The sequence below is a fragment of the Phenylobacterium sp. genome, assembly GCF_016124325.1.
In the GTDB taxonomy this organism is placed as follows: Bacteria; Pseudomonadota; Alphaproteobacteria; order Caulobacterales; family Caulobacteraceae; genus Phenylobacterium.
Genome location: NZ_WGNY01000033.1, coordinates 91,982 through 106,946 on the forward strand (window position 1 = coordinate 91,982; position 14,965 = coordinate 106,946).

18 protein-coding genes are annotated in these 14,965 nt (G+C 69.3%); 5 read left to right on the plus strand and 13 right to left on the minus strand.

Annotation, left to right across the window (positions count from 1 at the left end; all coding sequences use genetic code 11):
• Window positions 1-12: 12 nt before the first annotated feature.
• Complete coding sequence (locus tag GC203_RS18650; protein ID WP_293457802.1) at window positions 13-726, minus strand: glutathione S-transferase N-terminal domain-containing protein; 714 nt, start codon at window positions 724-726, stop codon at window positions 13-15.
• A 139-nt stretch (window positions 727-865) separates the two neighbouring features.
• On the opposite strand from GC203_RS18650, the gene GC203_RS18655 reads away from it, so the two are divergent.
• The gene (locus tag GC203_RS18655) at window positions 866-2,101 is read left to right on the plus strand and encodes an acyl-CoA dehydrogenase family protein (protein ID WP_293457803.1); all 1,236 of its coding nucleotides are present in this window, start codon (window positions 866-868) and stop codon (window positions 2,099-2,101) included.
• A 187-nt stretch (window positions 2,102-2,288) separates the two neighbouring features.
• Here the strand turns inward: GC203_RS18655 and GC203_RS18660 are convergent, their stop codons facing one another.
• The gene (locus GC203_RS18660; RefSeq protein ID WP_293457804.1) at window positions 2,289-3,485 is read right to left on the minus strand and encodes a carbohydrate porin; all 1,197 of its coding nucleotides are present in this window, start codon (window positions 3,483-3,485) and stop codon (window positions 2,289-2,291) included.
• Window positions 3,486-3,784: 299 nt separating this feature from the next.
• Between GC203_RS18660 and GC203_RS18665 the strand changes: the two genes are divergently transcribed.
• Window positions 3,785-5,593, plus strand: coding sequence for a HAMP domain-containing methyl-accepting chemotaxis protein (locus GC203_RS18665; protein ID WP_293457806.1), 1,809 nt, complete (start codon window positions 3,785-3,787; stop codon window positions 5,591-5,593).
• Here the strand turns inward: GC203_RS18665 and GC203_RS18670 are convergent.
• Window positions 5,590-6,195 carry a uracil-DNA glycosylase family protein gene (locus tag GC203_RS18670; RefSeq protein ID WP_293457808.1) on the minus strand — a complete coding sequence of 202 codons (606 nt, stop codon included), beginning with the start codon at window positions 6,193-6,195 and terminating at the stop codon, window positions 5,590-5,592. The two genes, GC203_RS18665 and GC203_RS18670, sit on opposite strands and share 4 nt — an antisense overlap.
• 351 nt (window positions 6,196-6,546) lie before the next feature.
• Here GC203_RS18670 and GC203_RS18675 point away from each other — a divergent pair, with 351 nt between their 5' ends.
• Together GC203_RS18675 and GC203_RS18680 are read left to right on the plus strand one after the other, a co-directional pair.
• The gene (locus GC203_RS18675) at window positions 6,547-7,209 is read left to right on the plus strand and encodes a response regulator (RefSeq protein WP_293457810.1); all 663 of its coding nucleotides are present in this window, start codon (window positions 6,547-6,549) and stop codon (window positions 7,207-7,209) included.
• Between the two features lie 84 nt (window positions 7,210-7,293).
• Window positions 7,294-7,995, plus strand: a complete 702-nt coding sequence (locus GC203_RS18680; RefSeq protein WP_293457812.1) for a response regulator transcription factor — start codon at window positions 7,294-7,296, stop codon at window positions 7,993-7,995.
• Between the two features lie 2 nt (window positions 7,996-7,997).
• Here GC203_RS18680 and GC203_RS18685 read toward each other — a convergent pair whose 3' ends face one another.
• Window positions 7,998-9,020, minus strand: a complete 1,023-nt coding sequence (locus tag GC203_RS18685; RefSeq protein WP_293457814.1) for an AraC family transcriptional regulator — start codon at window positions 9,018-9,020, stop codon at window positions 7,998-8,000.
• A gap of 57 nt (window positions 9,021-9,077) precedes the next feature.
• Window positions 9,078-9,653, minus strand: a complete 576-nt coding sequence (locus GC203_RS18690) for a MarR family transcriptional regulator (protein WP_293457815.1) — start codon at window positions 9,651-9,653, stop codon at window positions 9,078-9,080.
• A 122-nt stretch (window positions 9,654-9,775) separates the two neighbouring features.
• Between GC203_RS18690 and GC203_RS18695 the strand changes: the two genes are divergently transcribed.
• Entirely contained in the window at window positions 9,776-10,129 is a 354-nt protein-coding gene (locus tag GC203_RS18695; protein ID WP_293457817.1) for a hypothetical protein, read from the plus strand.
• A 57-nt stretch (window positions 10,130-10,186) separates the two neighbouring features.
• Here the strand turns inward: GC203_RS18695 and GC203_RS18700 are convergent, their stop codons facing one another.
• The 8 genes from GC203_RS18700 to GC203_RS18735 are packed head-to-tail and all read right to left on the minus strand — an operon-like array spanning window position 10,187 to window position 14,963.
• A complete protein-coding gene (locus tag GC203_RS18700; RefSeq protein ID WP_293457818.1) occupies window positions 10,187-10,663 on the minus strand; it encodes a hypothetical protein in 477 nt (158 codons plus the stop codon).
• Complete coding sequence (locus GC203_RS18705) at window positions 10,660-11,265, minus strand: response regulator (protein ID WP_293457819.1); 606 nt, start codon at window positions 11,263-11,265, stop codon at window positions 10,660-10,662. The genes GC203_RS18700 and GC203_RS18705 overlap by 4 nt, the downstream gene beginning before the upstream one ends.
• Window position 11,266: 1 nt before the next feature.
• The gene (locus GC203_RS18710) at window positions 11,267-11,626 is read right to left on the minus strand and encodes a hypothetical protein (protein WP_293457821.1); all 360 of its coding nucleotides are present in this window, start codon (window positions 11,624-11,626) and stop codon (window positions 11,267-11,269) included.
• Complete coding sequence (locus GC203_RS18715) at window positions 11,626-12,177, minus strand: chemotaxis protein CheD (RefSeq protein ID WP_293457910.1); 552 nt, start codon at window positions 12,175-12,177, stop codon at window positions 11,626-11,628. Before GC203_RS18715 ends, GC203_RS18710 begins: the two co-directional genes overlap by 1 nt.
• An 8-nt stretch (window positions 12,178-12,185) precedes the next feature.
• A complete protein-coding gene (locus GC203_RS18720; protein WP_293457822.1) occupies window positions 12,186-12,575 on the minus strand; it encodes a response regulator in 390 nt (129 codons plus the stop codon).
• The gene (locus GC203_RS18725; protein ID WP_293457824.1) at window positions 12,575-13,594 is read right to left on the minus strand and encodes a chemotaxis response regulator protein-glutamate methylesterase; all 1,020 of its coding nucleotides are present in this window, start codon (window positions 13,592-13,594) and stop codon (window positions 12,575-12,577) included. The genes GC203_RS18720 and GC203_RS18725 overlap by 1 nt, the downstream gene beginning before the upstream one ends.
• Window positions 13,591-14,475, minus strand: a complete 885-nt coding sequence (locus GC203_RS18730; protein ID WP_293457826.1) for a protein-glutamate O-methyltransferase — start codon at window positions 14,473-14,475, stop codon at window positions 13,591-13,593. Before GC203_RS18730 ends, GC203_RS18725 begins: the two co-directional genes overlap by 4 nt.
• Window positions 14,475-14,963 (minus strand): chemotaxis protein CheW, encoded by a 489-nt coding sequence (locus GC203_RS18735; RefSeq protein WP_293457829.1) that lies wholly within the window; start codon window positions 14,961-14,963, stop codon window positions 14,475-14,477. Before GC203_RS18735 ends, GC203_RS18730 begins: the two co-directional genes overlap by 1 nt.
• Between the last annotated feature and the right edge of the window lie 2 nt (window positions 14,964-14,965).

A 14,965-nucleotide genomic window follows, 5' to 3' on the forward strand; every position in this document is an offset into this window, starting at 1 on the left:
GCAGGCCTGCGCTCAGGCTTCGGCGTCGGCCGCCGCTTGGGCCGCCTTCGCCGCGGCCATCATCTTGTCGAACGCGCCCGAGCGGATCAGCGCCCGGCGCTCCTCCAGCCCGCGATGCAGTTCGGCCAGAACCCTGGCGGCGTGCTCGTTCGTCTGGATCGCCGCCCAATAGGCGGCGACCTTGCCGTTGGCCGGGATCGGATCGTCGACGCCCGTCGAGGGCAGGACGTTCTCGACCATGAAGAGGGCCGGCACGAGGGCGCAGTCGGCCATGGTGATGCGGCCGCAACAGGCGAACCCGTCCTCGCCGATCAGCCGGTTCAGCGCCTTGACGTTGCGCACCACCTGGCCGCCCAGCAGCTCGACGATCCCCTCGTTGCGGGTCGCGGCGCGGGACTGGGGCGAGAGCATGAACATGTTGTTCATCAGGTAGATGTCGCCGATCCGCGCGACCGTGCGGACATGCGCGGTCTCGCGTGGCGTGGCGCCCAGTAGCGAGGGTTCGGGATAGATCGCCTCCAGGTATTCCGCGATCACCTCCGACTCCGGCATCATGTCGCCGTCGACATCCAGCACCGGAATTCGGCCGATCGGGAACTGCTCGCGGAACTTGGGCGTGCCGAACGTGGCCGGCCGCTCGAGCGCGATGTCGGTGATCCCCTTGGCGTAGATCTGCATGCGCACTCGCGCGGAGTAGGGGCTGAGATCGCCCGAATAGAGCTTCATCATTTCCTGGCGTTCCTTCGTCCCCCAGCAAACGACAGGACGCTCGCAGCGTCAAAGGCGCCATTCCCCCTTGCTTGCCCCCACGGACGGGCCGCACGGTGGAATTTCAGAAAAAGCGGTAGGGAAGGGAGCGCGCTCCATGTCGATCGACTTCGAGATTCCGGAAGACGCCAAGGCGATCCGCGCCAAGGTCCGCCAGTGGGTCCACGACGAGTGCATCCCGGCCGAGAAGCGCGTCACTGACAAGGAGAGCTACAAGACCGTCCTGGCCGAGCTCCGGGCCAAGGCCCGCGCCCAGGGCCTGTGGTGCCCGTTCATTCCCAAGGAATACGGCGGCATGGGGCTGGGCCCGCTGGCCAACGCCCTGGTGCAGATGGAGCTGGGCGAGAGCTACCTGGGCGCGCTGTCGATGAACACCCAGGGTCCCGACGACGCCACCATGATGACGATCCTGGCGCACGGCACCGACTTCCAGAAGGAGAAGTACCTCAAGCCGCTGCTGAACGGCGACATGCGCGTCTGCTACTCGATGACCGAGAAGGCCGCCGGCGCCGACGCCACGGGCATGCAGACCCGCGCGGTCAAGGACGGCAACGAGAACTACATCCTGAACGGCGAGAAGTGGTTCTCCTCGGCCGCCACCTCGGCCGACCTGGCGGTGGTCATGGCCATGACCGATCCCGACGCGCCGCGTCACCAGCGCTATTCGACCTTCATCGTCGAGCTGCCGAACCCCGGCTACAACATCAAGCGCAACATCCCGACCATGGCGCTCGAAGGCCCGCTCAGCCACATCATGGGCGGCGGCCACGCCGAGATCGAGATCAAGGACCTGAAGGTTCCGGCTGAGAACCTGCTGGGCGGCGAGGGCAACGGCTTCAACATGGGCCAACACCGCCTGGCCTACGGCCGCCTGCGCCACGGCATGCACAACGTCGCCATGGCCCAGCGGGCGCTCGACATGGCCGCCGAGCGGGTCACCAGCCGCGAGACCTTCGGCAAGCCGTTGGCCGAGCGGCAGGCGGTCCAGTTCATGCTCGCCGAGTGCGCGACCCAGCTCTACATCAGCCGGCTGATGCTGATGCACATCGCCTACAAGGCGGAGAACGGCCTGGACCTGCGCCAGGAGAACGGCATCGCCAAGGTGTATCTGGCCAACATGGTTCACCACGTGGTCGACACGGCGATCCAGCTGCATGGCTCGCTGGGCTACAGCCTCGATACGCCGTTGGCCCGTTGGTACACCCACATCCGCAGCCAGCGGCTGGTGGACGGGCCGGACGAGGTGCACCGCTGGACCACGGGCCGCAACGTGATCAAGGCGTTCAAGGCGACGGGCACCACCGCCGGCGCCTGCGGCGGCGAGTTGCTCTAGGCTGAAGGTCGCTCAACAGATTGAAGATATCGCAGTTCGTCATGGCCCGGCTTGTCCGGGCCACCCATGAACATTGACCGTGCAAGCCAGGACGCTGCGGCGCCATCGCCCAACCGGCCAGTGTCCGTGTTCATGGGGCGCCCGGACAAGCCGGGCGATGACGGCGAGGGGTGGTCGAACCTAGCCGTCAGTCGGCCGGCGTCGGCCACAGGTCGATGGTGACCCGCAGGCTGGCGATCCATCGGTCCTTGGCCTGACGATCGCCGCCGGCGTCTCGGATCCACTGAAGATCGGGCTGGACGGTCAGCCGGCGGGTCAGCCGGTCGGAGTAGGTCACCTCGAACCCGGTCTCGGCGCGGGCCGCGGAGACGCCCGCGTCGCGCAGGTTGGCGCGAAATCCGTGGCTGAGCAGACCTTGCTGCACGCCGAACGAGATGGCGCTGTCCGGCCGCGACGCGAAGGGGCGCGAGACGAGAATTCCAGCCTGCCAGCCGCCGTCGAACGGCGTGGTGCGGGCGTCCGAGAGCCCGGCGCGGACGAAGGCGCTCGCCTCCGGGCCGTCCTCGCCGCCGAACAGGTGCTGCTCGCCCAGCACATAGACGCCCTGGGCGCGCCGCCGCACGGGCGCGCCGAGGGCGTCGACATGGCGGATGTCGTCCTGGCGGCGGCTGTAGCGCCAGGCGCCCAGGCCCAGCCGGGTCGGCCCCGAGACGCCCGCCTCGGCGATGGTCAGGACGCCCTGGTCGAATCCGAAGTCCACCCCGCCGGGATCGCCGAGCACGCCCGACTTGGCGTTCAGCACGGCCGCGCGGACGTAGCCCTGGTCGCCGACCGCGGCGTCCACCCGAACGCCCAGCGCCGTGGACGGGAAGATCGAGGGGCCGTTGGGGCCTGTCGAGGCCAGCTCCGAGCCGATGCCGAAGGACGGGTTGATCAGCAGTCCCGCCGCGTCGTTGGCGTAGAACTCGCTGTTGAGATCGTAGAGGCCGGCCAGCACCGAGGCGCGGTCGCCCGCGAAGCTCTCCTGGAGCCAGACCTCGAAGATCCGCAGGCGCGGCTTGGCCACCTCGATGTTGTCGACGCCCTGCAGGGTGGCGGCGAGGTCGTTGGGCGCGCCGCCGCTGTTGTTCAGGAGATAGCCGTGCAGCACGGCCCCCGACCAGCCGACCGCCCGCTCCAGATCGAGGTCGGCGGTGACGTCGAGATTGTCGAGGAAACGTCCGGCGTGCGGGTGGACCCCTCCGACCACGCCGGCGACGTCGGCCGTGTAGGCCGCGTTGACCGCCAGCGCCGGGGTGTCTTCACCGGCCTCGGCCGCCGCCGGGGCCAGGGCGAGGCTCGCCGCCGCCGCCGCTATACGCCACGCAAGAGCTGTCCTGGGCATGTTGTCCGCCTCTAGGTCGTCGAGTGCGGACAGTTCAGTCTCACTGAATGAATACTAGATAAAACGTCGATATCCCTAGCCTGCGCGACATTGTCGCATGTCGATATTCCAGAGAAATCCAGTCAATAGAATCTCAAGTCCATGATCGGTGCGTCATAACGCCACGTTCGACCGACATATAGGTGAAGAGCGAGCCCATTGGGCGACTTAGACTTTATGTGATCGATGATAATCTTGCTTCGATTAACCGTCTCGAAACGGCGTTCGATGAACTTTTCCCCCGCTCCGGGAGGAATTTCATGAAGCGCGACACGATCGGTTCCAAGGTGATGATGGCCGGCGCCGCCGTGCTGATCCTCGTCTCCACGGCGTCGGGAACCGGCCTCTGGGCCGCGTCGCATCTGAGCGAGGCGCTCACCCGGGCCGGGCGTTCGGCCGACGTGCTCCGCAGCCACATGGAAGCCGACATGATGCACGACGCCCTGCGCGCCGATGTGCTCATGGCGCTCAGAGCGCGCGATCCCGCCACCGGAGTCCAGATGGACCAGGTCAAGACCGATCTCGCCGAGCATTCGAAGGCGTTCCGCGAGGCGATTGGCCGGAGCCGTCGCCTCGCGGCCGATCCCGCCTCGCGCGCGGCGCTGAAGGAGGTCGAGGCCCCGCTGAACGACTACATCGCCGAGGCGGAATCGATCGTGAAGACAGCAGCCGACGCGCCCGAGGCGGCCGGCGCGCAGATGCCCGCGTTCCTCAAGCAGTTCACGACCCTGGAAGGGGCCATGGAGGGGGCGACCGGGAAGATCGAGGCGGCGGCTGAGTCCGATGCCGCGGCGTCGCGCGGCGCCGCGTCGCTCGCACGGATCCTCATGGCGTCCATGATCGCCGTCGGCATCGCCGTGACGGCCATCATCGTGCTCGCCGCGCAGCGGATTCTGGTGCGTCCGATCGTGGACGTCACGCGGGCGCTCGGGCGCCTGGCGGACGGCGACCTGTCGGTGAACCCGCCCCACACCCAGCGTGGCGACGAGATCGGGATGATGGCGCAGGCCCTCTTCGCCTTCAAACAGGCCGTGGCCGAACGCCAGGCCGAGTTGGAGGCGGCCGACAACCGCGAGGCGCTCGAGGCGGAGCGGCGCCGCAACGAGGAGCGCCGGGCGGCCGAGGACGCGATCCGCGAGCGCGTGGTCGGCGAGCTTGGCGACAGCCTCGCGCGTCTGGCGCAAGGCGACCTCTGCGCGCAGATCGCCGCCCCGTTCCCGGACGAGTACGAGCATCTGCGCCACAACTACAACAGCGCCGTGGAGCAGCTTTCGGGCGCCCTGACCTCCGTGGTGACGGCGGCGCACGGCATGCGCGCCGGCTCGGGCCAGATCTCCACCGCGGCGGACGACCTCTCGCGCCGCACCGAACAGCAGGCGGCCAGCCTCGAACAGACGGCGGCGGCCCTGGACGAGGTCACCGCGACCGTGCGGCGCTCGTCGGAGAACGCCGGCGAAGCTCGGCGCGTGGCCGACACCGCCGTCGCCGACGCCCAACGCTCGCGTGATGTCGTCGACCGCGCGACGGCCGCGATGAGCGCGATCGAACACTCCTCGCAGCAGATCTCGAACATCATCGGGATCATCGAGGAGATCGCGTTCCAGACGAACCTCCTGGCGCTCAATGCGGGCGTCGAGGCGGCCCGGGCGGGCGACGCCGGCAAAGGCTTCGCGGTCGTGGCGTCGGAAGTGCGGGCCCTGGCCCAGCGCTCGGCCGAGGCCGCCCACGAGATCAAGTCGCTGATCTCCGCCTCGACCGCCCAGGTCGGCGACGGCGTCAAGCTGGTCACCGAAACGGGCGACGTCCTGGAGGCGATCGGCGCCACCATCGGCAAGATGAACGCCCTGGTGGGGGAGATCGCCGCCTCGGCCCAGGAGCAGGCCACGGCGCTGCACGAGGTGAATGCGGCGATCAATCAGATGGATCAGGTGACCCAGCAGAACGCCGCCATGGTCGAGCAGTCGACCGCGGCGAGCCACGGCCTGGCGCGGGAAGCCGAAGCCCTGGCCGAGCGGATCGGCCGTTTCCGCCTCGAGGGCGGCGCGGCCGCGGTCCGCGCCGCGGCCTAGGGGCCCGCCGACGGGGGCCCGGCCAGCGCCGCGGCGACGGCGGCCCGGACCGCTGGCAAGGCCTCGGCCTCGAACCAGGGGTTCTTCCGCATCCAGAGCGTCACCCGCCAGCTGGGATGGGGCAGGGGCATACGGTCGGGCAGGAGGTCGCGGAAGGCCCGCACGCGAGCGGTCATGTCGGCGCCGGGCGTGCGCGGCAGGTGCCAGGCCTGGGCGTAGGTCCCGATCAGCAGCGTGAGGCGGATGTCCGGAAGCGCGGCGCGGAACGGCGCTTGCCAGAGCGGCGCGCACTCCGGGCGCGGCGGGCGGTCGCCCGAAGCGCCCTTGCCGGGGTAGCAGAACCCCATCGGCGCCATCGCCACCTGCGTGGGATCGTGGAAGACCGCCTCGGACAGGCCCAGCCAGTCTCGCAGCCGCGCTCCGCTCGCGTCGTCCCAGGGCACGCCGCTCGCGTGGACCTTCGCGCCGGGCGCCTGGCCGACGATCAGGATCCGCGCGCCGCGCGCGGCCTGGACCACCGGACGGGGTTCCGGCTCCATCCGTCCGGCGCAGACCCGGCAGGCGGCGATCCTGGTCAGCAGCGCCTCGAGGTCCGCGCTCATCTCGTTCCGCTCTCCATCCGGGATTGTGCAGCGCAGCATTCGCGCGTTGTGGACAACGGCGAATTTCTCCGCCGACAGGCTGGACGCACGGCGAAAAGCCGTTTTATTTGAAGGTGCGACAATGCTACACGTCGCGCTGCGACGGTATGTCGCGAGTTTTGCTGCATTGCGTTATCCGAGTCCCGGATTCGCAAGAATCCGTCCCGCAGGATCAAGCCTCCCCCCTGTTAACCATATAGGCCGGCGTTAGCGAATCACGCCCGGGGGGGTCGTGACCGGGCGTCGGGAGACGCCGCGAGCCCCCCAGGGCGCTGTCTTCGGACCAGCGAACTGCAAGGCGCAAACCGGCCCATGTCGTCACTCCAGCCATTCGGACCCCGGGCGATCCCGACCGATCCGGCTGCGGCGCTGGCGCATGATCTCAAGAACCTGCTCGCCGTGATCATGGGCGCGTGCGAGGCGTTGGCCGAGGGCCTGGAGCCCACCAGCGAACAGGCCGAACTGGCGCGGGTCGGGGCGCTGGCGGCCCAGCGCGCCGGACGCCTGCTCGACAACGTCGACGGCGCCGGGCCTCTTCGCCGCGGGGTCGAGCCGCCGCCGGGCGAGGCGCATTCAGTGCTGGTGATCGACGACGACCCCGACCTCCTCCAGCTCATGGTCGGCGCCTTCCGGCGCGCCGGCTTCAAGGCCTATTCCGCCGCCAACGGGCGCGTTGGCGTCCAGCTGATGGGCGCGCTGCGGCCGGACCTCATCGTCACCGACATCGTGATGCCCGAGAAGGAAGGCATCGCCACCATCATCGAGGCGCGCCAGGTCGCGCCCGACACGCCGGTGATCGCCATCTCGGGCGGCGGCGCCTACGGCCGCCAGAACGTCTTTCTCCAATGGGCCGAGGAACTGGGCGCCGATGCGGTGATGGCCAAGCCATTCCCCATGGCGAGCCTCGTCGACGCCGCCCGGGGGGTGCTCGCCGCGCGCGCGGCGGCGCGGCCCGGGCCGGGGGAGGCCCGATAGTCGTCATTTGCTCGCCGCTCGTGGCGGCGCGCCGGTCTTCGAATTGAAACCAAGGATCCGCTCGGGGCGGCAAGGAGGTCAGGGATGCGCGTGTTGTTGGTTGAGGACGATCGGACGACGGCCCGGAGCATCGAGCTGATGCTTCAGGCCAGCGGCTTCGTGGTCGAGAAGGCCGACCGCGGGGAGGATGGCGTCGACCTCGGCGAGGTCTACGACTACGACCTGATCCTGCTCGACCTCAACCTGCCCGACATGTCGGGCCTGGACGTGCTGCGCGCCCTGCGCCGCGGCAAGGTCGGCACGCCGATCATCATCCTGTCGGGCACGGCCGAGATCGCCGCCAAGGTGAAGGCGCTGAGCCTGGGCGCCGACGACTACATGACCAAACCCTTCCACAAGGACGAGCTGATCGCGCGCCTGCGCGCCGTCATTCGCCGCTCGCAGGGCCATGCGGAATCGAAGATCACCATCGGCGACATGATCATCGACCTCGACGCCAAGATGGTGCTGGTCAACGGCCAGCGCGTCCACCTGACCGGGCGCGAGTACCAGACCCTCGAGCTCCTGGCGCTGCGCAAGGGCAAGACCCTGACCAAGGACGTGTTCCTGTCGAGCCTCTACGGCGGCATCGACGAGCCGGGCGCCAAGATCGTCGACGTCTTCATCTGCAAGCTGCGCAAGAAGCTGGCCCCCTTCACCGATGGCCGCCACGTCATCGAGACGGTCTGGGGCGGCGGCTACGCCCTGCGCGAGGCGACCGATCCGCCGGTGTCCACGGCCGCCTGAGGCTATTCGGCGGGCGCCAGCAGGGCGGGGGTCGCGGCCCGGCCCGCGCGGTAGGCGCTGGCCGATTGGCCAAAGTGGCGCCGGAACCAGTGGGCGAAGGCGCTGAGGCTGGAGAAGCCCAGCAGGTCGGCGACGCTCTGCAGCGGGCGATCGCTTTCCGTCAGCAGCGAGACCGCCATTTCGCGGCGCACGCCGTCGAGCAGGCCCGAAAATGTGACGCCTTCGGCGGAGAGGCGGCGGTGCAGGGTCCGGCGGTCCATGCCCAGGTGCTGGGCGACCCGGTCGGCCGTGCAGACGCCGTCCGGCAGCAGCGCCACGATGATGTCGCTGACCTTGTCGGTCAGATCCAGCTTGCGGGTCCGGGCGAGCCGCTCGAGGTAGCGCGTCACCTGCTCGGCGAACGCCGGATCGGCGGTGGGGATCGGAACATCCAGTTCGGCGCGGGGGATCACGATCGCCATCTGGTCCTGATCGAACCGCGGCGTGACGCCCAGGACGCGCCGGTGGGCGTCGGTCCGCGCCGGCGCCGCATGGGGCAGCCATACCTGTCGCGGCCGCCAGTGCTCGCCCATCACCGCCCGCAGCATGCGAACCGTCGCGCCCATCATCATTTCGGCGAGCTGACGCCGCTGCCAGGGTGGAAACCGCATCACCAGGACGGCGTCCTCCTGGTCGGTCTCCTCCAGGGTCAGGCCGTAGGCGTCGTTGTGCAGCCATTGGAAGCGCGCATAGGCCTGCAGGGCCTTGCGCAAGGTTGGCTGCTCGCGGATCACCAGGCCCACGACGCCCATGTTGGATATGCGGCGGCGCTCGGCCAGTCTCAGGCCGAAGTCATCGACGCCCGACAGCTCGGCCGCCGTCTCCAGCACGCGGCCCATGGCCTCGACCGAGACCCACAGCTCCGGATCGGTGAGCACCGAGGCCGGCAGGCCGGCGCCGGCCGCGAGCTGGAACGCATCCAGCCCTGCTTCCCGGCACTCCTCCAGGAAGCCTGTCAGGCCCGCAGAACGCCCGAGCTGCGCCATCCCCCCACCCATTTCGACGTCGCTATGAACGTCCCATTCCAGCGTTATGACAAGAGCCTACGGGGCCCGGCGCCGATTGGAGCCGCCGTTCGCGGGGTTGATCGAGGGCGCCGCGCCAGCGCTGGCCAGGCTCGCGAGCAGCCGCTCCAGCGTGCGCGCCGCCGAGCCGAGGTCGGCCGGGTCGAGGCCTTCGAGCAGGCGTGCGTCCTCCTGCGCCACGATCTTCGCTGCGCGCTCGCACGCGGTCTTTCCGGCGGCGCTGAGTTCGAGACTCACCTTGCGCCGGTCGCGGGGCGCCGCACGGCGCTCGACGAGTCCCCGAGCGGTCAGGTGGTCCATGTTGCGGGTCAGGGTGGTGCGGTCCATGGCCAGGTCGTCGGCCAGCGCCGACATGGCGCAGCCGGGTGTGCGACGAATTATCGCAAGCATCTGAAACCGCGCCAGATTGAGCCCCTCAGGGGCCAGTCGGCGGTCGAGCAGCGACTGGCGCCGCCGCGCCGCCCACGACACTTGGTCGAGTAGGGAGAATTGCCGTATCTGTTTGGATTCACGACGGAAATCGTCAGTTCGCGAACTTCCCGCCGCTGCCTTCTCGGATGGTCGCATGCCGCTTCGCCGGTCCCCGTCCCGCATGTCCAGGCTCCAAGGATGCACGCTTCATAGGTGCGGATGCAATAGGTGTATATGCACCTATTTATCTTCTCGTAAACTGGGGCTTCCTATAGCTTGGGCATATCGCAGGGAGAGGGACGCCCGTGATCGAGATGGTCGCCTTGGCCGACGAAGACATCCGCCGCCTGCTGCGCCAGCTGAGCGCCGATGTGCAGGCGTCTCTGGCCCTGAGCCGCGCCACGCTGCAGGCGGTGGCGAGCCTGTCGCCCGCGCTGGGCGAGGCGGTGGAGGCGGCGCTGGAGCAGGAGCTCGATATGGCGCGCGAGGCGAAGGCGGCCCAGCAGGCGGTCGATCACATCGAAGCGGCGCGCGCCCGGGTCCAGGAGGCCCCTGGCCAGGTCGAGACGATGAGCGCCATGGCGCACGCCCTGATCGCGGCCGCCAACGCGCTGCCCGACATTCCCGACGAGGCCCTGGCGGACGTCCGCCACAGCTGACCTGCGCCGTCCTGACGTTAAAGGCCGGCGCCTGCGGGCGGTCCGGCCTTTTTCATGTCAGGTGGTCGCCGGCAGAACCCGCGCGCGGACCCGGCGCAGGCCTTCCATGATCGATTCAGCCCCTTGGACGCCGGCCTTTTCGCGCAGCGTGGCCAGCAGGCGGATGCCGTCGACGTGCACGTCGATCGCCGGCCAGTTGACCTCGCCGCCGCTGCGGAAATGGTCGGTCAGGTCGCACAGGCTGAAGGCGGCCTCGGCGAGCGCGTTCAGCGCGAAAGCGCTGGCGATGCCGAAGATCGCGTTGCTGAGATCGTAGATCGCCCCGAACGACTCGGGATCCCCGCTCTCTCGCGCCGCGGCCGTGGCCGCGGCCATGAGGTCGGCCTTCTCGACCAGCGACGCGACGGAGATGTCGCGAACGGACTCGATCCGCTCCTCGGCGGCCCTGAGCGCGTCCTCGATCGTTCGTCCGCCGGGTTCGCGCGCGAGCTTCGCGAGGTGGTTCTCGACCTCGATGACTTGAACGTTTTTCATAAGGATACTGCTTTCGGGTTGAACAGGGCGTCGATCTCGTCCTGAGCAAGGTTGGGGGTCGTGGCGGCTCCCACGTGGGCGGAGAGGTCGTCGTGGCGACGCCCCTTCACGCCCGCAGGCGGACCGACGGCCTTCACCCGCCGGTCGGGTCCGCAGTAGCCCGGCGAGGTCACGAATTTGCGGCTGTCGTTCAGCAGCCAGACGATCCGCTGCATCATCACGAGCGGCGCGACGGGCTTGCGCACCACGAAGCTCGCACCGGCGTCGCGGCCACGGAAGATCTGGGACGGCTTGGTGTGGCCGGTCACCAGGATCACGGGCGCGTGGCAGTTCGGCTCGATTCCGCAGCGGCGAAGCCAGTGGATGAAATCGTAGCCCTCGCAGTCGGCGAGGGCGCTGTCGACGACGATCAGGTTGAGGATGCGCTCTTCGACCGACTTGCGCCCCTCCGCCCCGGTCAGGCAGCGGCGCGGCGTGTGGACGCCGAATCCGTGGAACATCTCGGCCATGATGTTCAGGCCTTCGGGGTCGCCGCAGGCCAGCAGCACTTCAGCCGCCGAGAGGTTGACGCGCTCCCTCTTGTTGATCGGCGTGTTCGACATCTCAGTCCCAGAAGGTCGTCAGCTCGCCGCTCCCTTCGGGGGCGGCCGGCGCGTGGCCGGCGAGGCGGCGCGCCTGTTCTGACAGGGAGAGTCCGCGCAGCGCGCCGGCGACGCCGTGCGCCGCGCCGACGGGCGCCGCGATCGCCAGGGCGTTCATGAAGCTCGCCAGGCCCTGCAGCCGCTGGTGCAGCAGGTCGGCCGCCTGGGCGTCGACCATCAGGGTCCTGTCGGGCGCGGCGGCCGCGGCCATCCGCGAGATCACGCCTTGCAGGTGGTCGGCCAGGACCGTCAGGTCAGCGACCTCCTGGGCGACAAGGCCGAGCGAATCGGCGAGCGAACCTGCCTGGGGCGTGGCGGTCATCAGAACAGCTCCAGCGCTCCAGCGTCCTGCGCGGGGGCCGGCGCCGGACGGCGCTGTTCGACCGCGAAGACGCGCGATTCCGTGGGCGCCAGCAGGATCTGGCGGGCGCGGCCGCTGATCGGCCAGTACTGGATGCGCCGGGCGCGGTCGCCGCGGAGCGATCCGCCGACGTAGTTCAGGCTCTCGTCGCGGACGAAGGCTTCGGCGAAGTTGGAGTTCTGCGCGCCCACGTCGGACAGGCCGTCGAACAGGTGCGCGCCGCCGAACAGCTTGACCTCCAGGCGGTCGCGTCGCGCGCCCTTGCGCAAGAGCGCGTTGACCAGGAGTTCCATCGACTGCACGCCGTAGCGCAGACCCTCGTCGCCTGTGGCGCCGGGCAACAGGAAGTGGTTCATGCCGCCGACCCGCGCCACAGGGTCACGGATGCAGGCGGCCACGCAGCTTCCGAGGATCGTGGTCATGACCACGTCCTCGTTCGAGACGTGGAACTCGCCCTGGATCACGTGGACCTTGCGCGGTTCCGCGGCCCAACCGGGCTCATGCTGGGCCAAGTCGGAATTCACGCGAGGACGCCGAAGATCGCTTCGATCTTCTCTTTGAGGGTGGCGACGGTGAACGGCTTGACGAGGTAGTTGTTGACCCCGAACTGCACGGCGCGCTGAACCAGCTCCTTGTCGGCCCGGCCCGTGAGCATGATGAAGGCCGTCTTCTGGATCGGAGGGTGCGAGCGGATCGCCCGCAGCAGCCCGAGCCCGTCCAGCTTCGGCATGTTGTAGTCCGAGATGACGAGATGGATCGGCCGCGACAGCATATGCCGCAGGCCTTCCTCGCCGTCGGGGGCCTCATAGATGGTCCGGAAGCCAAGCTGTTGCAGCCCGGTGCGGACCAGCGATCGCATGGTCTGCTGGTCGTCGACGACCAGGCAGGTGAGGGAAGAGCTCGCCGGCATCAGCGTTCCATTTCCTTGTTGGTGAGTTTGCGCACGGCCGGGCCGAGCTTCTCCAGGGGAAGCTGGCGTTCGACCGCGCCGAGTTCATAAGCGGCCCGGGGCATGCCGTAGACGACGCAGGTCGCTTCGTCCTGGCCCAGGGTGTGGGCGCCGGCCTGGCGCATGGCCAGCATGCCGTTCGCGCCGTCGCGGCCCATGCCGGTCAGGATCACGCCCACCCCGCGGTCCTTGGCGGTCCGCGCCACCGAATTGAACAGCACGTCCACCGAGGGGCAGTGGCCGCTGACCGGGGCGCCTTCGCGCACGCGACAGCGGAACTGGGTCGTGCCTTCGACCTCCAGGTGCCGGTCGCCGCCGGGCGCCACATAGACGCGGCCGGGCACCAACGAGTCGCCGTCGCGCGCCTCGCTCACCTGGGCGGGGCAGGCCCGGTTCAGGCGGTCGGCGAAGCTCTTGGTGAAGGTCGCCGGCATGTGCTGGGTGATCACCGTGGGCGCGCAGTTCGCCGGCAGGTGCTCGATGAGGGTCAGCAGGGCCTCGACGCCGCCGGTGGAGGAGCCGATCGCCACGATCCTGTCGGCGGGCGTGAAGAGGTCGCCGTCGAGCGGTTCGGTGCGCTGCACGCGCTGGCGCACGCGGGCCCGCGCCGCCGTCTTGACCTTCTCGGCGATGCGACGGAACCCGTCGGCGTCCGAACCGCGCGGCTTCTCGATGCAGTCCACCGCGCCCAGCTCCAGGGCCGCCAGCGTGGCCTCCGTGCCGCGGGCGGTGAGGGTCGAGACCATCACCACCGGCATCGGCCGCAGCCGCATCAGGCGCTCCAGGAAATCGATGCCGTTCATGTTCGGCATCTCGACATCCAGGGTGATCACATCCGGATTCAGGGCCTTGATGGCCTCGCGGGCCTGCAGGGGGTCGCTGGCCTCGCCCACGACCTCCAGCTCCGGATCGGCCGCCAGCGCTGCGCCAATCAGTTGGCGCATGACGGCGGAATCGTCGACGACAAGTACGCGCGTCATGCGGCGGCTCCCGCGGTCCTGCGATAGGTGGTCACGCCGTCGGGCCGGAACAGGCTCACGGCCGGGCCCTGGACGCGTTCGGAATGGCCGATGTAGAGCGCGCCGTCCGGGTTGATCATCGGCGCGAACCGGCTCCACAGGCGGGCCTGGGTGTCGTCCTCGAAGTAGATCGCCACGTTGCGGCAGAAGATGGCGTCGAAGCGCCCCTTCATGGGCCATTCCCCGATCAGGTTGAGTTCGTTGAAGGTCACCAGCGCGCGGGCCTCGTCGGCCATGCGCGCCTCGCCGCCCGGCGCCGGGGTCGTCCAGCGCTTGCGCAGGTCGGGCGGCACGCCGTCGAGCAGCTGCGTCGCATAGATCCCGCGGCGGCCCTCGGCGACCATGTTCGGGTCGATGTCGGTCGCCAGGATCCTGACGTCGCGATCCACCGCCTCGGGCATCAGCGACAGGATCGTCATGGCGATCGAGAAGGGCTCCTGGCCGCTCGAACAGGCGGCCGACCAGATACGCACCTTGCCGCCCCGCCGCGCAGCGTCCAGCAGCGGCGGCAGCACCTTGTCGCGCAGGTGCTCGAAGTGGTGCGGCTCGCGGAAGAAGCGCGTGACGTTGGTGGTCAGCGCGGCGAGCATCTTCTGCCGTTCGTCCAGGCCTTCGGCGTCGGCCACGAGGGCGCAGTAGTCCTTGAAGCTGGTCAGGCCCAGAGCGCGCAGGCGCTTGGCCAGGCGCGAGTAGACCAACGTCGCCTTGGCTTCGGGCAGGTAGATGCCGGCGTCGCCATGCACCATCGCCGAGATCTTGCGGAAATCGGCTTCGGTGAAGGCGAACTCGCCATCCACCATATTGGCGCTGGAGCGCGAGATTGGCGGCGCGCTGGACGTCATCAGGCGGCTTCCAGCTCCATGTGGTCGGGCAGCACCCGTTCGAGGCCGATGAGGCTGATCATCCGGCCGTCCATGGCGATCAGGCCGCGGACGAACGTCTTGGCCGTCTCGGAGGCCACGTCGGGCGTGGGCTGGATCACGTCGTCGGTCACCGTGAGGATGTCGGACACCGCGTCGACCAGCAGGCCGACCACCTGATCGCCGATCTGGGCGACGATGATCACGTTGCGGTCGCTGGCCTCCGTGCTTTCGAAGCCCAGGCGCGCGGCCAGGTCGACGATCGGCAGGACGGCGCCGCGCAGGTTGATCACCCCGCGCACGAACGAGGGCGACTGGGGCAGGGCGGTCGCGGCCGTCCAGCCCCGGATCTCGCGGATCGACATGATGTCGACGCAGAACTCCTGGGCGCCGATCCGGAAGGAGATCAGCTCACGCCGGCCAGCGGCCTGGGCCTGGGCCTGTGCGGGTTGGGCCTGAATCTGGGTCATGG